We start from the raw sequence: 20,920 nt of genomic DNA on the forward strand, positions 1-20,920 counted from the left end.
GCAAGGAGGTGCTGAGCGTGGCCTCGGGCCCCCACGACCCGCGCTCGCGAGAGTGGCCGGTGGATGACGACGGCGTCCACGACGACGCCATACACGAAGGCGGGTCCCAACAGCCCCACACGTCCCCGCCGACGATCCAGCACTCCCCGCCGGGCCCCTCCGACGACGGCGCGCGAGGGCTCCCCATGGCCTCCCCGTGGATGCTCCCGCCGTTCGCGGCGCCGACCCCGGACGACAGCGAGCCGCCACAGGCCCGCCCCGAGGGCCTCGGAAGTGAGCGCCGCCGCCCGTACACCCGCCCCTACGGCCCCGCTCCCCAGCCCCCCGCGGCCCAGCGCCCAGGACCACCGCCCGAGCCCGAGCCCCCCGCCGGCCCCCCGGCCGCGGAGGAGAGGCCCGCGGGGCAGGGACGCCACGCCACCCCCGAGCAGGGGCGCCCGCGGCTGGTGGACCGCCCGGACCTCCTCGTCGCCTCCGGACCGGCTCCCGAGCGCAGGGGCAGGAGAAGGGCGGACCGGCCCGATCTCCTCGTCGCCTCGGGGCCGCCCCGGGAGCCGGGGAGGAGCGGGCGGACGGATTCCCCGCCACCCGCGCCCGAGGACCGGATCAGGGTCGAACCGCCGCCCGCGCCCGAGGACCGGATCAGGGTCGAGCCGAGCATCGCGGCGACGCCGGAGCCGTCGCCGGAACCCGAGCCCGGACCCGGCCCCAGGGCGCGGTCCAGGCCGGACGCGGACCGGGATCCGTCGGAGCCCGGGCCCGAGTGGCCTCCCGCCCCCGAGCGGCCCTCCGTGCCGGTCGAGGACGACGACTTCGAGCCCGTACGCCGGGTGGGACGCCCGCCCGGCGGCAGGCCCGCCAGGCCCGACCTGCTCGTCGCGGAGGGCCCGCCCGGCAGGCGGGGGCCGAACGGCGGGCGGCACCACCGCCCGGCCACCGCGCCCTCCGCGGTGCGCCGCTCCAGCCCGACCAGGCGCAGGCGGGGCCGGGGCCTGGTGATCCCGTTCCTGATGGTCCTGGTCCTCACCGTCGCGGTCGGCGGCGGCCTGGTCCTGTGGGGCTGGGTGAGCAGCCCGTTCGCCACCGGCCTCCGGCTGGTCGGCGACGAGGTGACCTCGGGCGACGACAACTTCGTGCCGCAGGCCGGTGTCGGCGGCAACGGGTCCAACCAGGTCCTCAACGCGGTGGCCTCGGTGGGCTCCGTCATGGTCGCGGTCGGCAGCGACACCACCAGCCCGGTCCCCAGGCCGCTGTTCCTGGTCTCTCCCGACGGCGGCACGACCTGGCAGCTGGGCAAGGTGACCGGCCCGGCGGGGTACGAGACGGGGCCGACCACGGTGGGCCGGGTGGCGGGCGGCGACGGCCTCTGGCTGGCGGCGGGCAACGACCCCCTCGGCTCCGGGCACGGCCTGTGGACCAGTTCCGACGGCTACGGCTGGACCGCGGCCGACCCCGGCGGGCTGGCCGCCTTCGCGCGCGGTGACAAGATCATGGATCTGGCCAGGACCGGCTCCGGTTTCGTCGCGGTCGGCGCGGCCGTACTGGACGACGGCACCACCGGGGCGGTCGCCTGGGTCTCTCCCGACGGGCGCGCCTGGGACCGGGTGGAGACCCGGGAGATCGGCATGCCGGACAAGGTGCGCGGGATCAAGGCGGTCGTCGCCAAGGGTGACGCCGTCGTCGCGCTGGCGGATCCCGCCCAGGGGCAGTCCACCTCGGTCATCCTGCGCTCAGCCGACGGGGGCAGGAGCTGGCAGCGGACCGGCGCCTCGCTCAACGACGTCGTCCCCGAGCCGGGCGCGCTGGCCGTGGCCGCCGGAGGGTTCGTGCTCGTGCCGACCCAGCAGCGCAGCGACAAGGGCGAGGTCCGCGTCTACTGCTCGCCCGAGGGCGCCGACTGGAAGGCCTGCGGCGCCATCACCGGCCTCGGGCCCGAGGGCACGGGCGTCAAGCGCCTCGCCTCCTCCTCGGCGGGAGTGGCCGCGGTCGTCGAGTCGGGCTTCGAGCGCTACACCGTCCACACCAGCGAGGACGGCCGCGACTGGCACAAGACCACCGATCTCGGCGAGGTGCCGGGCTCGCTGAGGGCACTCGCGCTGTCCGACACCGGCACGCTCGTCGTCGGCGGCGACGAACGTGCCGCGGACGTGGACAACCGGGTGGTCCTCATCACCGCGCCCAAGGGCGGCGAGCCCAAGCCGGTCTCCCTGAGCGGGATCCAGGGCCTCGCCAGGGCCGCCCGCGAGACGGCCAGGGTGGCCGCGGGGGACGGCAGGTTCGTCGCGGTGGGCGCCGTCTCCGGCGACGCCGGGATCTGGAGCAGCACCGCCGGCGAGAACTGGAAGGCGGGCGGCCCGGCGCAGCTCTTCGGCGGCCCCAGGCGGCAGGCCCTCGCCGACGTCGCGCACGGCAGGCGGGGCTGGCTGGCCGCGGGCAGCACGATGACCGACGCCTCCTCCACCGAGCCGCTGCTGCTCACCTCCTCCGACGGCCAGAGCTGGCGCAGGGTGCCGGTGCTGGGCCCCCTCGCCCCCGCGGGCGACCACGACTTCCTCGCCCCGCACGCGGTGGCGGCGGGGCCGTCCGGTTACGTCATGGCGGGCGAGGACCGCGGACCCGCCGCCACCGTGCCCGTCCTGTGGTTCTCCGCCGACCTCAAGCGCTACTCCAGGGCGGCCAAGCTTCCCGCGGGCGGGACGGGGGTACGGCTGCACGACGTCTCGGCGACCTCGTCCGGGTACGTGGCCGTCGGCGGCACCGGTACGGCCGAGCGCGAGACCGGTGTGGTCTGGGTGTCTGCCGACGGGGTCAACTGGACCGCGCGCAAGCCCGTCCTGCCCCCGGGGGCGACGTCCGCGGGCCTGCGGCACGTCGTCCTGTACGGCGGGTACGTCGTCGCGGCGGGCACGGCCCAGACCGAGGACGGAAGGAAGGCCTTCGGCGCGGTGTCGGACGACAACGGGGCGAGCTGGGAGTTCTCCTGGTTCCCCGCGGACCAGGCGTCCGCCGTCCAGGACCTCGCCGCGACGCCGGAGGGCGTGGTGGCCGTCGGCTGGCACGGGGCGGCGGGGGCCGGTGACAGCGCGGCCTGGACCTCCGAGGACGGGCTGAACTGGCAGCGTCACACCCCCAGCCAGGGCAGCCTGGACGGCGAGGGCGCCCAGTGGCTCGGCGCGGTGGCGGTCTCCGGCGGCCAGGTCGTGGCCCTGGGCCGCTCCACCACCTACAGCGCGGACCACCTCACCCTGTGGCGCTCCACGCTCACCTCGTCGCGATGACCGCCCACCCGACCAGCGCGTCCAGCAGGCCGGGGACGAGGGGGAGCCGCGGGAGCTCCTCGGGGGCGAACCAGCGGGCGTCCGCGGCGTCGTCCCCGGCGGCGAGCGTGCCGCCGGAGACCTCGGCGAGATAGTCGCGGATCTCGTAGACGGCGCCGCCGGGACCGGGGCGGTCGACGGTCCCGGCCAGGCGCCCGGGGACGACCGTCAGGCCGGTCTCCTCGAGGACCTCCCTGACGACCGCCTCGGGATCGGACTCCCCGGGTTCGATCCGCCCGCCGGGGACGGACCACAGCCCCTCACCGGGCGGCCGGCCACGGCGGACCAGAAGCATCCGCCCCGAGCCGTCGAGGATGATCGCTCCGACACAATTTACGCGCACGTGAACAAGATTACGTTGTGATAACGACCCAGCCTCTTGACGGATGGGCCGAAGAAGAAGCAGCGTGGGTAGGCGTGAAAGCCGCCCCTACGTGCCCACGGTGTTTCGGCCCGCTTCGTCCGCCGAGTGCTTGGTCAAGCTCCTGGAGATGCGGTCCCCACGGCGATGTCCTGCCGTTCCAGCCACCCAGACCTCCGTCCGCCGCCGCGGTGGAGGCCGTCACCCGAGGTTCCCGCGTCCCCGCCTGGGTTCCCTGGCCGCTGCCCACGGGGTGGCTGGTCACGGGGTTCGCCGAGGTGGGCGACGAGCGCAGCGACGTGCGGGCCACCGTGGTCGCGGTCTCCGGCCCCTCGCTGACCCAGGGACCCGCCGACCTGCTGATCATCGCCGAGGAGCCCGGGGTGGGGCTCGGCGCGGCGTTCGCGGGGCTGGAGGGCACCGATCCCGGTACCGGGTTCGACAAGGGCCCGCCGCACGCCAAGATCGACGTCAGGGGCCATCCGTGCGCCCTGTGGTGCGTCACGGCCGCCCCCGACCGGGCCGTCTACGCGGGCGAGGCGCTGGGAAACTGGCTCTGGGTGGTCGTGTGGCCGGCCGAGGCCGGTTACCTCATCACCCTGGCCGAGTTGTCCCTGCGCGACCTGCGCGACCAAGACCAGACCCTCGACCTGCCCTTCGGGGCGTTCTCTCCGCGCCTCGACGTCCAGGCGCCCTGACACCACCCGCGCGCCCGCGTTCCCACGCGGGCCGCCCGCCCACCCCTTATTCGGAGCCTTGACTGTTCCGTCCGAACCGGGGGGCGGGGGGAGGCAGTAAAGTTCGGAAACGTGACAGCGCGTATCGAGCGAGTGGTGACCGAGGGCGTCGTCGATGTCGACGGCGTCGAGCACAAGGTCGAGAACAACACGTGGATCCTGGGTGACGACGAGGATGTCATCGTCATCGACCCCGCGCGCGACGCGGAGAAGATCCTGGAGAAGGTCGGCGAGCGGGAGGTGCTGGCGATCATCTGCACCCACGGCCTGCCCGACCACGTGGGCGCGGCCATCGAGGTCGCGGCCAGAGACGAGGCGGTGGTCGCCCTTCACCCGAAGGACCGGCCGCTGTGGCGGCTGACCTGGCCCGACACCTGGCCGGACATCGATATGGAGGACGAGGGCGTGTTCGAGGTCGGCGGCGTCGTGCTGGAGGTCATGTCCACCCCGGGCATCTCCCACGGCGGCGTCTCGCTGTACTGCGAGGACCTGGACGCGGTCTTCACCGGCAAGACCCTCCAGGCCGACGGCCCAGGCAAGATCGGTGGTGAGTATCCCGCCCTGGCCGACCAGCTGACCGCCATCGGCGGGCGGCTGTTCACCCTGCCCCACCGCACCCGGGTGCTGCCCGCGCACGGTGAGGAGACGACTGTCGGCGATCTGGAGCCCCAGTTCGACGCCTGGCTCTCCGGCTCGCTGACCCGTGGCGCCGACGAGGCGCCGGAAGAGGAGGGTCCGCTGACCGACGGCACCCGCGCGGCGGGAATCCGGCTGAATCCCCGGAACGATCTGCTCTAAATGGACCAGCTTCCCCTGGAAGGCATGCCGCGGCGGCTCTACGCCTGCACGCCGTCGCGGCTGAACAACTGGCTCGACTGTCCCCGCCGTTACCGGTTCACCTACATGGACCGGCCCACACCGCAGAAGGGCCCGCCGTGGGCCCACAACAGCGTGGGCGCCAGCGTGCACAACGCCCTGGCCGCCTGGTGGCGCGAGCCGTACGAGCGGCGCACACCCGAGGTCGCGGGGAGCCTGCTCACCAGGGGCTGGATCAACGAGGGCTTCCGCGACGCGGAGCAGTCGCGGACCTGGCGCGACCGGGCCGGGGAGATGGTCTCCGGATACGTGGCGAGCCTCGACCCCGCCGCCGAGCCGGTCGGCGTCGAGCGTACGGTCGCCACGCGCACCTCCGTGGTGGCGCTCTCCGGCCGCGTGGACCGGCTCGACCGGCGCGGCGAGGAGCTGGTCGTGGTCGACTACAAGACCGGCCGCCGCCCGCTGTCCACCGACGACGCCCGCTCCTCGCTCGCGCTGGCCGTCTACGCCATCGCCTCCTCCCGGATGATGCGCCGCCCCTGCCACCGGGTCGAGCTTCACCACCTGCCGACCGCCTCGATCGTGGAGTGGGAGCACACCGACGAGTCGCTGGCCCGCCACCTGGGCCACGCCGAGGAGATCGCCGTCGAGGCGTCCGAGGCCGACGAGCGCTACCGGGAGTGGTCGGCCACGACCCGGCCCGCGGGAGCCGCCCCGGCCAAGGCGCGCGGCGGCGGCGACCGCACCCCGCCCGCGGTGCCCCCCGAGATCGACGCGGCCTTCCCGCCCCGTACGGGCCCCCTGTGCTCGTGGTGCGACTTTCGCCGTCACTGCCCCGAGGGGCAGGCCGCGGGCGACGACCGCGAGCCCTGGGCCGCCCTCGCCGACTGACCGCCAGGCCCGCCCGGCCGTTCGCGCGGGGCTCGACGGCCCGGCCGCCGGGGTCGCGTCCGCGAAAGCGCGTCGCGGGCAGGCTCGTCAGGAGGGCTGGGACGGCCGGTCCGGCCACCGGCGCGGGTCGGTCAGCCCCTTGAGCCCCCCGGCCATGTCGTAGCCCGCCGCGCCGAGCCGTTCGCGCGAGGCGGCGAGCATCTCTCGGGTGGCGGGCATGAACGCCCGGTCGTGGACGTGTTCGGGAAGCGTGTCCATGACCAGCCGGAACGCTCTCAGCGCCGCCGTGACCGCACCTCGCGGCACCTCGGGCAGCACGCCGTACATCCGCCTGGCCCAGCCGGGCAGCGCGTAGTAGCAGAGCGCCCCGAAGGGGAGGTAGGCGGGTTTGCCGGGGGTGAGGAGGCGCAGCCCGGCGGGCAGGCGCGGCCACATCAGGAAGCGGACCGTGGAGACGGCCTCCGGGGTGACCCTCAGCAGGGGACGCGTCGAGGCGAGGTAGTCGTCCAGCTCCGCCAGGGAGCCGGGCACATCCTCGGCGTGCAGGCCCACATAGGTGGCGCTGCGGCGCTGCTCGGCCAGGTAGCGGTCGGCCTGGCGGTCGCTGAGCCCCAGCCCCGCCCGCCGCGCCACGGACAGGTAGGAGGAGACCTCCGCGCAGTGCACCCAGAGCAGCAGCTCCGGGTCGTCCACCCGGTGGCTCCGGCCGGTGTCGGGGTCGTCGAAGCGCAGCCGCCGGTGGATCCCCCGGACGCGGCGGCCGATCTCGTCGGCCTCCGCGGGACTGCCGAAGGTGACCCTGCCCACGAAGTCCGCCGTACGGTGGAGCCTCCCGAACGGATCGCGCCGGAAGTCGGAGTTCTGCCAGACCCCGCGCATCGCGAGCGGGTGCAGGGCCTGGAGCATGAGGCCGCTGACCCCGCCGATCCACATGGAGCGGTCGATGTGCACCAGCCACGTCGCGGTGTGCGGGGGCTGGACGACGATGTCCTCGATGCTCGCCATGGTACGCGAATGGTCACACGGCGCTCGGCGGCCCGTCCAACGGGGCCACCCCGGCCGTTCAGCTCCTCAGACGGCTCTCGGCGGCGTTCCAGAAGCGGATGAGGGCGGCGGCCGTGGTCTCCGGGGCCTCCACCGCCGGGGAGTGGGCCGAGCCGGGGACGACCACGCACTCGGCGTCCAGGCGGCGGGCCATCTCCGCCTGCATGCGCGGCGGCCAGCCGTCGTCGTGCTCGCCGTACAGGACCAGGGTGTCGACCTCGACCTGGTTGAGCTCGTCGCACCGGTCCGGCGCGGTGAGCACCTCCTCGGTCATCGTGAGCATGCCGACGGTCGAGTTGGAGAACAACCGCTTGCGCAGGAAGGAGATGATCTCGTCGGACACTCCCGAGGACAGGGCCTCGGGCTCCATCCGGGTGTGCCACAGGTGCTCCAGGCCGATGCCGGGCAGCTCCGAGATCATGAGGCGGCCCGCGCGCTCGCGGGGCCCGACGATCGCGGCGGGCCCGGAGCTCATGAGCGTGTAGGACACGAACCGGGTGCGGCCGTCGATGACCGCCTCCCGGGTGACCAGGCCACCGAACGAGTGGCCGACCAGGTGGATCGGGCCGCCGTGGCCGATCACCTGGGCCAGGACGTCGACGTCGTTGCCGAGCGCGGCGCAGGTGTAGGCGTTCCTGTCGTCAGGGCCGTTCGTCTCGAACTGGCCGCGCATGTCGATCGCGACGACCTGCCGGCCCGACTGCGCGAGCGTCTGCAGGACCGCGATGAAGTCTTCCTTGCTGCCGGTCAGGCCTGGCACCAGCAGGGCGGGCCACCGCTCGGGGATGCCGCTGACGGGCAGAGCCTCCAGTGCGGCGAAGGTGCCCACCGCCGTCTCGATCTGGCGAGAACGGACGCCAGGAGGCAGGGTCAGAAAACGCGGCGTACTCACGTGGCCCCACGATACCTCTCTTGGTGACATCGCTCCGTGCGTCCGGGAGGGGCCGGGAGCGTGAAAAGGGGCGCCACCGAATGGTCGCGCCCCTGTTCATGGTGGTATTTGCTAGTTAGGGCGACGCGTTCCCCGCTGAGGCTGGCCGTTGCGCACCGGTGGGCGGCGACGGCTCTGCACGCGTTCCGAGGCCGCCGAGGGGGCGATCTCGTCGTCCTCGGACGCCAGGTCCGGGGACTTGAAGATCACCGAGAACGGGCTCGGGGGGATGATCTTCTCGGGCTGAGGCCGGGGCGCGGGGGCCTCCGCCACGGGCTCGTCGTCCCAGCGCTCTGCCATGGTGTCGTCGTCCTCTCTGGGGTCGGTGAAGTCCGCCACCCGCTCCTCGGCCCACGACGGAGCCGAAGGGGTCTCCGGGATCGCCGGAGTCGCCGGGATGTCCGCCGCCTGCTCGCGCCTGGCACGGCGCTGCCGGCGAACCGGCTCCTCCGCGGCGGGCTCGGCGTGAACCGGGGCCTCGGACGTGCCGACGAGGCTCACCTCGGGGTTCAGCCCGGCCTTGCGAGCCCGGCTTCTGCGGGGCGCGGTCTCGGCGGGCTGCTCGTCACGGATGTCCCTGCGGGCTGCCATGTCCGTCTCCACCTCGGCGATCTCGACGACAGGGGCTTGGACCTCCTCGGCCACGACCGGCGCGGGACTCTCCTCGCCGATGCGGCCCCCGCGGGTGCGACGGCGTTCGCGGGACGTGCGCGCGGGGCGCTCGCGGCGCTCCTCGCGATCGTCCTCGCGTCCCTTGCGGGCGTCGTCCTCGCGTCCCTTGCGGGGAGAGCGGGAGCGGATGCGGCCCGTCTCGCCGAGATCCTCGACCTCCTCGGCGGCCAGGCCCGCCCGGGAGCGGTTGGCGCGCGGCAGCACGCCCTTGGTGCCCTCGGGGATGCCCAGGTCGCTGAAGACGTGCGGGGAGGTCGAGTAGGTCTCGACCGGCTCGGGGAAGGCGAGCGAGAGCGCGTTGTTGATGACCTTCCAGCGAGTGAGGTCCTCCCACTCGACGAAGGTCACTGCGACGCCCGTCTTGCCGGCCCGGCCGGTGCGGCCGATCCGGTGGACGTACGCCTTCTCGTCCTGCGGGCAGTCGTAGTTGACGACGTGGGTGACGTCGTCGACGTCGATGCCGCGCGCCGCGACGTCGGTCGCGACCAGCACGTCGATCTTGCCGTTGCGGAAGGCCCGCAGGGCCTGCTCGCGCTGGCCCTGGCCGAGGTCGCCGTGGACGGCCGCGGCGGCGAAGCCGCGCTCCTTGAGCTGCTCGACGACCATGTCGCAGGCGCGCTTGGTCTCACAGAAGATCATCGTGAGCCCGCGGCCCTCGCACTGCAGCAGGCGGCCGACGATCTCGATCTTGTCCATCCGGTGCGTGCGCCAGACGAACTGGGTCGTCTGCGGGGTCGCCTCGGACTCGATGTCGTTGTTCTCCGCCCGCACGTGGGTGGGGCGGGTGAGGTAACGCCTGGACAGGGCGACGATCTCGCCCGGAAGCGTCGCGGAGAACAGCATCGTCTGCCGCTCCGCCGGGATGAGCTTGATGATGCGCTCGATGTCGGGCAGGAAGCCCAGGTCGAGCATCCGGTCCGCCTCGTCCAGGACGAGCATCCCGATCTGGCTGAGGTCGAGGTGCTTCTGCTTGACCAGGTCGAGCAGGCGCCCCGGGGTGCCGACGATGACGTCGACGCCCTGCTTGAGCGCCTCGATCTGGGGCTCGTAGGCGCGCCCGCCGTAGACGGTGAGGATCCGCGAGCCGAGCTTGCCGGCCGCCGTCACAAGGTCCTCGGTGACCTGGACGGCGAGCTCGCGGGTCGGTACGACGACCAGCCCGCGGGGCTTCTTGCGGTTCTTCCTCGGCTTGCCGACACGTTGCAGCATCGCCACGCCGAAGGCGTAGGTCTTGCCGGTGCCGGTGCGCGCCTGGCCGATGATGTCCTGGCCGTTGAGGGCCAGGGGGAGTGCCATTTCCTGGATCGGGAACGGCGCGATGATGCCCTCGGTCTCAAGGGCATCGGCGATCTCTGGGGTGACTCCGAGGTCTCGGAACGTCGTCAGCTTGGCCTGCCTAAATCTCCGTTGAAGGCAGGCCTGCCGGGACCACGGGCGGAAGACGTATTCCCCGTGCCGGGTCCTCGCGGAAGGTCCAGCCCTCTCATGTCATCAGCGACCGCTGCGGCGTCACGCCGACTTTTGGGGGCGTACGGGAGTGGATATCCCGGATTAACACGGTGCGGTCGCACTTTCACAGAGCAGTGTACTCGATACCACAACGGGGAACCGATTTCTTCTTATTCCCGGTGAATCGCGAGGTCGCTCAGCTCGTAGGCTGCGTCCATGAGCGATTCCCCTCCCGGTGTCTCCGACCTGCTCGGCGTCCTCGCCTACGCCGAGCTGACCGCGTTCCTCAGACTCGCCGAGGACGCCACCCGATACGCCCCCTCACTGACCGATCAGGCGGCTCTCGGCGGCCTCGCGGCGGCCGAGTACGCGCACTTCGAGTTGCTCCGCGACCGGCTCGCCTCCCTCGGGGTGGATCCCGAGGAGGCGATGGCGCCCTTCGCCGGGCCGCTGGACGACTGGCACGCCCAGACCTTCCCGGGAGACTGGCTGGAGGCTCTCGTCAAGGCGTACGTCGGCACCGGCATCGCGCTCGACTTCTACCGCGAGGCGGCCATCGGCGTGAACGACGAGACGCGGAACCTCGTCGACGAGGTCCTCGCGGACGAGGGGCGGTCGCAGTTCGCCGTCGAGCGGGTCCGCGCGGCGCTTGAGGAGGACCCCCGGCAGGCCGGGCGGCTGGCGCTGTGGGCCAGGCGTCTGGTGGGGGAGGCGCTGAGCCAGGGCCAGCACGTGGCCGCGGCCAGGCCGGAGCTCGCGGCCCTGCTGGTGGAGGCGGCCGGGGAGGACATCAGCCGGATGTTCGCCCGGCTGACGGAGAAGCACGGCCACCGGATGGCCGCCCTGGGGCTGACCCCGGGGCCCTAGCGGAACGTCCGGCCGTTCGCCGGGGGCGGAGCCGGGAAGCCGGTCCGCGGATCACGACGCGTGCGGCGCCGAACAGCTGTAGCGTGCGAGACATGAGGGCCTCGCGCCGCTATGGCAGTTCCTTGACGAGATGTGGGCCGAACCGCTGGACTTCGCGTCCCGTGCTGCGCAGGGGAGGCGCGGGCTGCCCGGCGATCAGCCGGGGGCGGGAGCATCTCCGCCGCGTCAGACGCCCGCGCTGCTGCGGGCTCGGCGAGCGGGACGAGTGCTCGGGCACATGAGGGACGCGAGTGTCCGCCCGAGCCCGGTGTTCGTGGGCTCGATGTCCTCGCTCGGGGTTCCTGGCCGGGTGTTTCTTTCCGGTGATCAGGTGTTTCTTCCGGTGAGACGAGCGCGGGGAGCCTGAGGGGCGCGCTCGCACCGGATCCGCGGACCGCGCCAGGCCGGCGAAGGCGACGTGGCGCGAGCCCGGGATCCGTCAGAGCGTGCCGCCGAAGCCGACGGGACGCGCCTCCTCCTCACCGATCTCGATGAAGCCGAGCGAGGCGACCGGGATGATGATCTTCCGGCCGTTGACGTCGGTGATGGTGAGGACACCGCTGCTGGACGCGAAGGCGGCGCTGATCTCGCCCTCGACCTGCTCGGCCGTGAGGTCGGTCTCCACTACGAGTTCACGGTGTACGGAACGTACGCCGATCTTGATTTCCATCATGCTCCCTTTCGATGAGGGTTGCTCGTCCCATGGTCGCCCCATCGGAGACCCGGCGCGCCGGTTGATCGCGCCAAGCGAACAGCTGATCGCGACAGGCGAACGGCCGCCCCGGAGGCCGGGGTGCCCGAGGGGAGCCGGTGGTCGGTGACGGTGCGGGCGAACCGGCCGGGGCCGGTTGTCGGGAGCGCCCGCCCGGAGCCTCTCAGTGGTCGGCGACGGTCCGGGGGAAACCGGAGATGCCGCGCCACGACAGGCGGGCGATGAGCTGGGTGGCCGCGTCCTTGGGGATGGAGCCGTTGCTGCTGATCCAGTAACGGGCGCTGACCTCGGCCATGCCGACGAGCCCGACGCCGAGCAGGCGCGCCTCGTCGCTGGAGCAGCCGGTGTCCTCCTGGATGACCTGGCTGATCATCTCGGCGCTCTCGCGGAGGTTGCGCTCCATGCGCTGGCGGACCGGGGCGACGTTGCGCAGATCCGACTCGAACACCAGCCGGAACGCCTCACCCTGGCTGGAGACGAAGTCGAAGAAGGCGCCGATCGCGGCCTGGACGCGCTGCTTGTTGTCCGTGGTGGAGGCGAGGGCGTCGCGACAGCGAGTGATCATGTCGTCCACGTGCAGGTCGAGCAGGGCCAGGTAGAGCTCCTGCTTGCCGGGGAAGTGCTGGTAGAGGACCGGCTTGCTGACACCTGCCCGCTCGGCGATCTCGTCCATCGCGGCCGCGTGGTAGCCGTTCTCCACGAACACCTCCTGCGCCGCGCTGAGCAGCTGGCGGCGGCGGGCCGTCCGGGGCAGCCGGGTGCCCCGGGGCTTGGCGTCCGGGGTAGCGGTCACGTGGTCTCCTCGTGTCAAGCTCCTGGCGTCTGGGGCCATCCTACGCGCGGGTAACCCGGGTCAGCGATAATCGTCCTCGTCGAGCTCGACGGTGCGCCGCTGCTCGAAGGCGTCCGCAGGATCGACCTCCAGGGGGATGGAGTCGGGCCACTCCGGCTCCTCCTCGCGCACGGTGCGGCTCTGCTCGGCGGCGTCGGCGGGGTCGGCCTCCATCGGGAGGTCGGCGGGGGCCTCGGAGCCGTTCTCGCGCACCGGCCGGTGCTGCTCGGCGGCGTCGGCCTCGGGCGTCTCGATGGAGAGCTCCTCGGGAAGGTCGTCGACCGTTTCCCCGTGCGATCTGTCGCCGCGCGCGTTCATATGTCTGACATCTCCTGTCGTCATCCGGGCTTCGGCGCGTTCCCTCTCCTGACCCGGTTCCTGCAAACGTCGGACATCGCCCAGCGTACGACCTCGGATGCCGCGCGCTGAGAAAGACGCGGCATCGGATTGCCCATGGGAGTACCTGCCGACATGACGGCGCCTCACGTCTGTTCGATGATATTTACGAACATGTGTGCGATATCCGGAGTGAGGTGTCGGACCGGGGGAGTCGTATCGAGATGACCTGGGGTGTGCCGTGCCGTCCGAGGGGTGAGGGGGCGGAGTTGCCTGGGGGCGGCGGGCGGGGCGGGGAGGCGGGGAGAAGGGCCGGGTGCCGGGCGTCGGACATCACAGGGCGGGGGCCCGCGGTTCGAAAACCGCGGAGCCCCCGCCTGCTATTCGTGAGAAATGAGAACTCGCACTGTATTGAGAGTCGGAATCCCGAGGATGTTATCCCCGGCTTTCCGTGATCACCGTCCGGACCGGCGCTTCTCCGTGGAGGAACGTGATCCTGGTGAATGCGGGATTCCTGCCTCTCCGTAACGGTTTCGGAGCCGCTCTGAAACGCGGTTCCAGCCGTTGTCGGCCTCGTGTTCCGACCGTGTCAAGCCTGGGTCAGGACGCGGGCGGGGGCACGACGCCGCCGCCGCCACCGCCGCCGCCATTGCCACCGCCGCCGCCATTGCCACCGCCGTTTTCGGGCTGGATAAGGGGCACGACGCGGTCGGCGCGGCTGTCGTTGTGCAGACGGTTGCGGTTGCAATTGTCGTTGTTGTGGTAGAACCTGAAGCGCTCGTGGTGGCGGTGGCGGTAGTGGTGGCGGTCGCGGCCGCAGCAGCCGCCGCCTCCCCACGCGGTGAAGGTGCCGGCGGTGACCGTGGTGGTCATCGCGCTGGCGCTCGTGACAGTGGTCGCCGCGCCCATGGCGACGACTCCGCCGGCCAGCGCCGTGCTGATCGCGAGCCCCGCGAGGACACTCTTGAACTCGGGCATTGCGTTTCCCCCTTGAAAGGATTGGTTTTACCAATTTTTGGCATTTCCCGTATGGGTCGGGAATTGCCATAGATGGTTGGGGAGGGCCGGTGATGAGCCATCCCTGGTTGTCATAGTTTCCTCGTATGTCTGCCGACAAACAGAGATCGAAGGCTTTTACGCTATTCTTAGATATTTATCGTCGATGTTGGACGCTTATTGATTGCTTTGAAGTGAAATGTATTTAATGTCGCATTTGTTCTTCGCGTATGGAAGGCGGGGCGCTGGGCGCCGTCGAATGGTGAGCCGGCGCCGCTCTCACGCGTCGGCCGGTGTCACGCCGCGGCTTCAACCTCGGATGTCCTGACAAAGCTCCCCGGGAAGGTCGTCGGCCCTTCCTGTGTGCGATCTGCCGCTGTGCTCCCGAGGTGACGGGGTGGGGGTGGGAAGGTGGTGTGCCGGAAGCCGGGGGTGACGCGGGAAGGCCCCGCGGTTCGAAAACCGCGGGGCCTCGCTGTGACTTCGTGGAATGAGAACTCGCACTGTGTTGAGAGTCAGGGTCTTGGGGATTTCTCCTCAAGTTTCCGTGGTCGCTGTTTGGCCGGTGTTTCCGGGTGAGAAGCCCGGCTGTGGCGAATACGGGGGTCCTGTCTCTCCGTCACGGTTTCGAAGCCGCGGGAAATCGCGGATCCGGCCGTGTGGTCTCCTCCTTCGACCGTGCCGCGCCCCGGACGGGGTATGCGGTCTCGGTCCGGCGACTAGTCCTCGCCGCCGCCAAGCGGCACGAGGCGCTCGCTGCGGTTGCGGTTGAACAGGTCGTTGTCGTTGTTGTTGTGGTTGTTGAGGCGCAGCCTGAAGTGCTTGCGCTCGTAGAAGCGGTGGCGGTGGTGGTGGCCGCGGCAGCAGCAGCAGCCGCCGCCGCGCTCGCAGCCGCCACCGCAGGTCGGGAAGGCGGCGGCGGTGACCGTGGTGGTCATCGCGCTGGCGCTCGTGACAGTGGTCGCCGCGCCCATACCGACGACCCCGCCGGCCAGCGCCGTGCTGATCGCGAGCCCTGCCATGACATTCTTGAACGTGGGCATTGCGTTTCCCCCTTGAAAGGACTGATTACCCCTGTTTGCAACATTTTCCGTATAAACCGGAAATTGTCAGAGATGGCCGGTGATGAGCCATCCCTGGTTGTCATGGTTTCCTCGTATGTCTGCCGACAAACAGAGATCGAAGGCTTTTGCACTCTTCTTAGCTATTTATCGTCGATGTTGGATGCTTATTGATCGCTTTGAAGTGAAATGTATTTAATGTCGCATTTGTTCTCCTGGGGTGGGGAGGGGGTTGGGCGCTGCCGGTCGGTGAGCCGGTGCCGCTCTCGTACGACAGCGTCGAGGTGACAGGGGGGCGGGGTTGGATGGAAGAGGGGGTGGGGAGGGTCGTGTGCCGGAAGCCCGGGGGTGACGCGGGAAGGCCCCGCGGTTCGAAAACCGCGGGGCCTCGCTGTGACTTCGTGGAATGAGAACTCGCACTGTGTTGAGAGTCAGGGTCTTGGGGATTTCTCCTCAAGTTTCCGTGGTCGCTGTTTGGCCGGTGTTTCCGGGTGAGAAGCCCGGCTGTGGCGAATACGGGGGTCCTGTCTCTCCGTCACGGTTTCGAAGCCGCGGGAAATCGCGGATCCGGCCGTGTGGTCTTCTCCTTCGACCGTGCCGCGCCCCGAACGGGGTATGCGGTCTCGGTCCGGCGACTAGTCGTCGTCGCCGGCGAAGAACGGCACGGCGCGGTCGCTGCGGCTGTCGTTGCGCAGCTCGTTGCGGTTGTTGTTGTAGTTGTTGATGATCAGCCTGATGCGGTGGCGCTGGTAGTGGCGGTGGTGGTTGCGGTGACCGCCGCCGCAGCAGCGGCAGCCGCAACCGCGACGCCAGCCGCAGCCGCCCCCGCAGGTCGGGAAGGCGGCGGCGGTGACCGTGGCGGTCGTCGCGCCGGCGCTCGTGGCGGTGGTCGCCGCGCCCATACCGACGACTCCGCCGGTCAGCGCCGTGCTGATCGCGAGCCCCGCGATGACACTCTTGAACTTGGGCATTGCGTTTCCCCCTTGAAAGGATCGATTACCCCGATTTTTGGCATTTTCCGCATAATCCGGAATAGCCGGAGATGGCGAGTGGTGAGCCATCCCTGCTTGTCATGATTTCCACCCATGTCTGCCGAGAAACGGGGGCCGAAGGCTTTTGCGCTTTTCTTAGCTATTTGTGGCATATTTTAGGCGCCTAATGGTCGCTTTAAAGTGAAATGTCCTCAATGTCACATTTGTTCTTCGGGGAAGAGGTGGGTGGGTGCGGAGGGCTGGGGTTCCAGCCGCTATGGGCGGCTCTCGATGTCTCCGGGCGAAGGCGGTGTGTCATCGAATTAATGATGATAAATCGTGTAATAAAGGACATCTGGCGAAAATTGCCTTATGCGTCTTTTGTGGTAACGGGAGGCTGTCGCCTGGCATGTCACGGGCCGAACTATCGTGGAAGGGCAGTGGGACGACAGGAGGCGAGTGGTGAAGAACCCGATCCCCATCTGGCAGGGCGAGATGATCGACCTCGGCGACCAGCGGGTCCATGTGCGGTCGACACCCCGGGGACCCGCCGAGACCGCCGTCTACGTGCACGGCCTCGCGGGCTCCGCGACCAACTGGACCGACCTGATGAGCGAGCTGTCCGGGGTGGTGACGGGGCACGCCCTCGACCTGCCCGGCGCCGGATACTCGCCGGAGCCGCCCGGCGACGATTACTCCGTCGACGCCCACGCCCGGACCGTCACCGCCCTGATCGAGCGGGTCTCCGACACTCCCGTACACCTGTTCGGCAACTCCCTGGGCGGTGCCGTCTCGGTGCGGGTCGCCGCCACCCGCCCCGAACTGGTCCGCTCGCTGACCCTGATCTCACCGGCCCTGCCCGACCTCCTGCCCCGGTACGGCCCGGCGCGGGTGGCGCTGTCCACCGTGCCCCGCATCGGCGAGTGGGCCGCGAGCCGGCTGACCCTCGTGTCCGCCGAGCGCAGGCTCGGCGCCACGCTCGCCATGTGTTACGCCGACATCGGGCGGATCCACCCGGACCGGCTCAAGGAGGCGGCCGAGGAGCTGCGCCGCAGGGACGGTCTCCCGTACGCGGCGGGGGCGCTGATCAACTCGGCCCGCGGCATCGTCGCCGAGTACTTCAGGCGCGGAGAGACGAACCTGTGGCGGCAGGCGGCCCAGGTGAGCGCGCCCACGCTGGTCATCCACGGCCGCCACGACCGGCTCGTCAACCCCCGGATGGCCGCCCGCGCCGTCCGGACGTTCCCGTGCGTGAGGCTGGTGCTGCTGCCCGACGCCGGGCACGTGGCCCAGATGGAGTTCCCCGAGAGGGTGGCCCGCGAGGCCGGGCTCCTGATCGCCGAGACGGTCCTCGCGCCGGTTGGGGAATGACGGGGGCACCGGGTTAGGTTGTGAGAGGAGCGTGCTGCGCCAGCCGCATCAAGGACCCCTGAAACGGGAGCAGAACTGTGTCGTTGCCACCGCTGGTAGAGCCGGCAGCCGAGCTGACCGTCGACGAGGTGCGCCGTTACTCGCGCCACCTGATCATCCCGGACGTGGGCATGGCCGGGCAGAAGCGCCTGAAGAACGCCAGGGTGCTCTGTGTGGGCGCCGGAGGTCTGGGTTCCCCCGCGCTGCTCTATCTCGCGGCCGCGGGAGTGGGCACGCTCGGCGTCATCGACTTCGACGTGGTCGATGAGTCCAACCTGCAGCGGCAGGTCATCCACGGCCAGTCCGACGTCGGCCGCCCCAAGGCGGAGAGCGCCGCCGACAGCGTCAAGGAGATCAACCCGCTGGTCAACGTGGTCGTTCACAACGAGGCGCTCACCACGGACAACGTGATGGACATCTTCGCCGCCTACGACCTGATCGTCGACGGGACCGACAACTTCGCCACCCGCTACATGGTCAACGACGCGGCCGTCCTCCTCGGCAAGCCGTACGTCTGGGGCTCGATCTACCGCTTCGACGGCCAGGCCAGCGTCTTCTGGGCCGAGCACGGCCCCTGCTACCGCTGCCTGTACCCCGAGCCCCCGCCGCCCGGCATGGTCCCCTCGTGCGCCGAGGGCGGCGTGCTCGGCGTGCTGTGCGCGTCGATCGGCTCCATCCAGGTCAACGAGGCCATCAAGCTCCTCGCGGGCATCGGCGAGCCCCTGGTCGGCCGTCTGATGATCTACGACGCCCTGGAGATGAACTACCGCTCGGTCAAGGTCCGCAAGGACCCCGAGTGCGTGCTCTGCGGCAAGAACCCGTCGGTCACCCAGCTGCTCGACGACTACGAGGCGTTCTGCGGCGCGGTCTCCGAGGAGGCCCAGGAGGCCGTCTCCGGCTCCACGATCACCGCCGCCGAGCTCAAGTCCTGGCAGGACAGGGGCGAGAGCATCTACGTGATCGACGTCCGCGAGCCGAACGAGTACGAGATCGTCTCCATCCCCGGCGCCGTGCTCATCCCCAAGGGCGAGTTCCTCAACGGCTCCGCGCTGGAGAGGCTCCCGCAGGACAAGAAGATCGTCCTGCACTGCAAGTCCGGTGCCCGCTCCGCCGAGGTCCTGGCGGTCGTCAAGAGCGCCGGCTTCTCCGACGCCGTCCACGTGGGCGGCGGCGTGCTCAGCTGGATCAAGACGGTCGACCCGAGCCTGCCCGCCTACTGAGGCCCCCGTCCGGTGCGGCCCGCGCCCCGTGGAGCACGCGCTCCGCGGGGCGCTCGCCGTCCGAGGGGTTCCGCCGAGGCCACCAAGTGCTCTCCACACTGACGGATCTGGACGGAACGGCGGATGACACCCGCCTCGCCGCATTAAGGTCGGTGACGTGAATGAAGTCCCACGTCAGCGGCGGCGTTCATGGCCGACGCTGGTCGTGGCTTCCGCCCTGACGCTGCTCTGCGCGATCGTGGCCGGGGTGGCGAGCAGTGCCGCCGCGACGGAACTCACCCGGGGCCCGACTCAGGCGGAGCTCGACCGGGCCGCCCTCGACGAGGTGGCCAGGCGCTGGCAGGCCTGGCCCGCCGGGCGCGTCTTCCCCGCGACCGTCCCCTACGCCGCGGAGCAGGGCGGCGAGGAGAAGGCGCGCCGGGTGGGCATCTCCTCGGGGACCCGCTGTGACGGCGCGGTCGACGCCCGGCTGCGCAAGGCGCTGCGGCGGGCGGGATGCCTGGGAATCCTGCGGGCCACCTACATCGACGCGCTCCAGGGAATCGTCGTCACCGTCGGCGTCGCGGCCTTCGCGGACGAGAGCGGCGCCACCAGGGCCAAAGCGGCGCTGCCCAGGGGCGGCAAACCCTCGCCAGGCCTGAGGGCGCTGGCCTTTCCCGGCACCGTCACCGACCGGTTCGTCTCCGCCGGGCGCCAGGCGGGTCTCTCCCGGCAGGCGGGCCCGTACGTGGTGATGGCCACGGTCGGCCAGACCGACGGCAGGCCCGCCAGGGCGGTCGGCGAGCAGCGGCCGACCCTGTTCGCGTTCACCGGGGACATCGCCGACCGCATCCTCGCCGATCTGTCCATGCCCGCCCGCCCCGACTGCGTCTCCACGGAATGGCGATGCTGACCACGCCGAGACGTCTCCCCGCCGCCACGGGACCGCCCGCGAGGGTGGCGCTGACGGCGCTGAGAAGGCTGGGGGCGCTGGGGAACGTGGTGACGCGGAAGGCGCCGCTGATGCCGGCGGCACTGGCGGTGCTGGCGACACTGGTGGTGCCGGCGGCTCTGGCCCCGGTCGCGTCCGCGCGTGCCGACGACGTCAGGGACAGCCAGCGGGAGGTGCTGCGGACCCTCGACCTGCCCGCGGCCTGGCGGATCTCCGAGGGCAGGGGCGTGACCGTGGCCGTGCTCGACTCCGGGGTGGACCGCGACCACCGCGACCTGGCCGGCTCGGTGATCGAGGGCAAGGACTTCACGGCCGGGGCCAATCCGCCGGGGGTGAGACCCCTGAGGCTGCACGGCACGTACATGGCGTCGCTGATCGCCGGGCACGGGCACGGGCCGGGCGGGGCCGACGGGGTGATCGGCGTCGCGCCCCGCGCGAAGGTGCTGTCGGTGCGGGTCATCCTGGAGGACGAGGAGCCCGGCTTCCGGGAGTTCAACACCGCCGAGCGCTACGAGAACGTGGTGGCCAGGGGCATCAGGCACGCCGTGGACCGCGGTGCCGACGTGATCAACATGTCGATCTCCAAGGAGCTGGCGACCAGGGAGGAGCGGTCGGCGATCCGCTACGCGATCTCCAAGGGGGTCGTGCTCGTCGCGGCGGCGGGCAACGAGGGCGCCGAGGAGCCGGACGCCAGCGGCCACGCCCCCTACTCCTATCCGGCGGCCTTCCCCGGGGTGGTCTCGGTCGCCGCGACGGACCGTGGGTTGCGCCGGGCCTCGTTCTCCAACCGGAACCCCTCGGTCCTGGTGGCCGCGCCGGGGGTGGACATCCTCGGCGCCGGCCCGGGCGACGAGTACTGGGTCGGCCGGGGCACCTCGCAGGCGACCGCCCTGGTGTCGGGCGTCGCCGCCCTCATTAAGGCCAAATATCCGGAAATGTCGCCCGTGCTGGTCGTGCAGGCGATCACCGCGGGAGCCACCCGGAGGCCCACCGGCGGCTACGACACCGGCACGGGCTTCGGCGTCGTCAACGCCACCCGGGCACTCGCCGCCGCCGCCAGGATCTCCCGGCACACCCTCACCGCCGAGGGCGCCGGGGGCGCCGGTGGGCACGACCCCGCCCGCCCGCTGGGCCTGGCGGTCGAGCCGGTGCGGGTCGTCCACCGTGACCGGGACCGGATCACCCTGTACGGCGGGGTGGCCGTGGCCGCCGGGCTCGGCGCGGTCGTCTCCCTGATCGCGCTCGCCGTGTTCGTCGGCCGCACGCGCTCGCGGGAGGTCTCAGGGAACCCCGTACCGGACCCGGTCGCGGCCCCCTGGCCGTGAGT

19 protein-coding genes are annotated in these 20,920 nt (G+C 71.2%); 9 read left to right on the plus strand and 10 right to left on the minus strand.

Annotation, left to right across the window (positions count from 1 at the left end):
- The first annotated feature begins 17 nt into the window (after positions 1 to 17).
- On the plus strand, positions 18 to 3,278 hold the full coding sequence (locus ACSDR0_RS04985) for a hypothetical protein (protein WP_435287527.1): 3,261 nt from the start codon (positions 18 to 20) through the stop codon (positions 3,276 to 3,278).
- Here ACSDR0_RS04985 and ACSDR0_RS04990 read toward each other — a convergent pair.
- The gene (locus ACSDR0_RS04990; RefSeq protein WP_435287528.1) at positions 3,262 to 3,660 is read right to left on the minus strand and encodes an NUDIX hydrolase; all 399 of its coding nucleotides are present in this window, start codon (positions 3,658 to 3,660) and stop codon (positions 3,262 to 3,264) included. The genes ACSDR0_RS04985 and ACSDR0_RS04990 overlap by 17 nt on opposite strands.
- Positions 3,661 to 3,734: 74 nt before the next feature.
- On the opposite strand from ACSDR0_RS04990, the gene ACSDR0_RS04995 reads away from it, so the two are divergent.
- The 3 genes from ACSDR0_RS04995 to ACSDR0_RS05005 all read left to right on the plus strand — a co-directional run bounded on the left by ACSDR0_RS04995 (position 3,735) and on the right by ACSDR0_RS05005 (position 6,122).
- Positions 3,735 to 4,376 carry a DUF6758 family protein gene (locus tag ACSDR0_RS04995; RefSeq protein ID WP_435287529.1) on the plus strand — a complete coding sequence of 214 codons (642 nt, stop codon included), beginning with the start codon at positions 3,735 to 3,737 and terminating at the stop codon, positions 4,374 to 4,376.
- A gap of 111 nt (positions 4,377 to 4,487) precedes the next feature.
- A complete protein-coding gene (locus ACSDR0_RS05000) occupies positions 4,488 to 5,213 on the plus strand; it encodes an MBL fold metallo-hydrolase (protein ID WP_435287530.1) in 726 nt (241 codons plus the stop codon).
- Positions 5,214 to 6,122, plus strand: coding sequence for a RecB family exonuclease (locus ACSDR0_RS05005; RefSeq protein ID WP_435287531.1), 909 nt, complete (start codon positions 5,214 to 5,216; stop codon positions 6,120 to 6,122).
- 87 nt (positions 6,123 to 6,209) lie between these two features.
- Here the strand turns inward: ACSDR0_RS05005 and ACSDR0_RS05010 are convergent, their stop codons facing one another.
- The 3 genes from ACSDR0_RS05010 to ACSDR0_RS05020 form a co-directional block, all read right to left on the minus strand.
- Positions 6,210 to 7,127 (minus strand): oxygenase MpaB family protein, encoded by a 918-nt coding sequence (locus tag ACSDR0_RS05010; protein WP_435287532.1) that lies wholly within the window; start codon positions 7,125 to 7,127, stop codon positions 6,210 to 6,212.
- A 58-nt stretch (positions 7,128 to 7,185) separates the two neighbouring features.
- A complete protein-coding gene (locus ACSDR0_RS05015; protein WP_435287533.1) occupies positions 7,186 to 8,058 on the minus strand; it encodes an alpha/beta fold hydrolase in 873 nt (290 codons plus the stop codon).
- Between the two features lie 111 nt (positions 8,059 to 8,169).
- Positions 8,170 to 10,065, minus strand: a complete 1,896-nt coding sequence (locus tag ACSDR0_RS05020) for a DEAD/DEAH box helicase (protein WP_435287534.1) — start codon at positions 10,063 to 10,065, stop codon at positions 8,170 to 8,172.
- A gap of 369 nt (positions 10,066 to 10,434) precedes the next feature.
- Here ACSDR0_RS05020 and ACSDR0_RS05025 point away from each other — a divergent pair, with 369 nt between their 5' ends.
- The gene (locus tag ACSDR0_RS05025) at positions 10,435 to 11,085 is read left to right on the plus strand and encodes a ferritin-like fold-containing protein (protein ID WP_435287535.1); all 651 of its coding nucleotides are present in this window, start codon (positions 10,435 to 10,437) and stop codon (positions 11,083 to 11,085) included.
- A 478-nt stretch (positions 11,086 to 11,563) separates the two neighbouring features.
- Here the strand turns inward: ACSDR0_RS05025 and ACSDR0_RS05030 are convergent, their stop codons facing one another.
- The 6 genes from ACSDR0_RS05030 to ACSDR0_RS05055 all read right to left on the minus strand — a co-directional run bounded on the left by ACSDR0_RS05030 (position 11,564) and on the right by ACSDR0_RS05055 (position 16,032).
- A complete protein-coding gene (locus ACSDR0_RS05030) occupies positions 11,564 to 11,794 on the minus strand; it encodes a DUF3107 domain-containing protein (protein ID WP_435287536.1) in 231 nt (76 codons plus the stop codon).
- A gap of 205 nt (positions 11,795 to 11,999) precedes the next feature.
- Positions 12,000 to 12,629 carry a TetR/AcrR family transcriptional regulator gene (locus tag ACSDR0_RS05035; RefSeq protein ID WP_362685409.1) on the minus strand — a complete coding sequence of 210 codons (630 nt, stop codon included), beginning with the start codon at positions 12,627 to 12,629 and terminating at the stop codon, positions 12,000 to 12,002.
- 60 nt (positions 12,630 to 12,689) lie between these two features.
- Entirely contained in the window at positions 12,690 to 12,986 is a 297-nt protein-coding gene (locus tag ACSDR0_RS05040) for a hypothetical protein (protein ID WP_435287537.1), read from the minus strand.
- 618 nt (positions 12,987 to 13,604) lie between these two features.
- Entirely contained in the window at positions 13,605 to 13,982 is a 378-nt protein-coding gene (locus ACSDR0_RS05045; protein ID WP_435287538.1) for a hypothetical protein, read from the minus strand.
- A gap of 737 nt (positions 13,983 to 14,719) precedes the next feature.
- A complete protein-coding gene (locus ACSDR0_RS05050) occupies positions 14,720 to 15,043 on the minus strand; it encodes a hypothetical protein (RefSeq protein ID WP_435287539.1) in 324 nt (107 codons plus the stop codon).
- A gap of 653 nt (positions 15,044 to 15,696) precedes the next feature.
- The gene (locus tag ACSDR0_RS05055) at positions 15,697 to 16,032 is read right to left on the minus strand and encodes a hypothetical protein (RefSeq protein ID WP_435287540.1); all 336 of its coding nucleotides are present in this window, start codon (positions 16,030 to 16,032) and stop codon (positions 15,697 to 15,699) included.
- Positions 16,033 to 16,494: 462 nt separating this feature from the next.
- Here ACSDR0_RS05055 and ACSDR0_RS05060 point away from each other — a divergent pair, with 462 nt between their 5' ends.
- The 4 genes from ACSDR0_RS05060 (at position 16,495) to ACSDR0_RS05075 (ending at position 20,918) form a co-directional block, all read left to right on the plus strand.
- Positions 16,495 to 17,403, plus strand: coding sequence for an alpha/beta fold hydrolase (locus tag ACSDR0_RS05060; RefSeq protein ID WP_435287541.1), 909 nt, complete (start codon positions 16,495 to 16,497; stop codon positions 17,401 to 17,403).
- Positions 17,404 to 17,480: 77 nt separating this feature from the next.
- On the plus strand, positions 17,481 to 18,662 hold the full coding sequence (gene moeZ / locus ACSDR0_RS05065; RefSeq protein ID WP_435287542.1) for an adenylyltransferase/sulfurtransferase MoeZ: 1,182 nt from the start codon (positions 17,481 to 17,483) through the stop codon (positions 18,660 to 18,662).
- Between the two features lie 157 nt (positions 18,663 to 18,819).
- Positions 18,820 to 19,554: a hypothetical protein gene (locus ACSDR0_RS05070; RefSeq protein ID WP_435287543.1), complete on the plus strand. Its 735-nt coding sequence runs from the start codon at positions 18,820 to 18,822 to the stop codon at positions 19,552 to 19,554.
- On the plus strand, positions 19,548 to 20,918 hold the full coding sequence (locus ACSDR0_RS05075; protein ID WP_435287544.1) for a S8 family serine peptidase: 1,371 nt from the start codon (positions 19,548 to 19,550) through the stop codon (positions 20,916 to 20,918). Before ACSDR0_RS05070 ends, ACSDR0_RS05075 begins: the two co-directional genes overlap by 7 nt.
- Positions 20,919 to 20,920 lie beyond the last annotated feature (2 nt).

Source organism: Streptosporangium sp. G11 (assembly GCF_051192615.1).
GTDB lineage: Bacteria > Actinomycetota > Actinomycetes > Streptosporangiales > Streptosporangiaceae > Streptosporangium.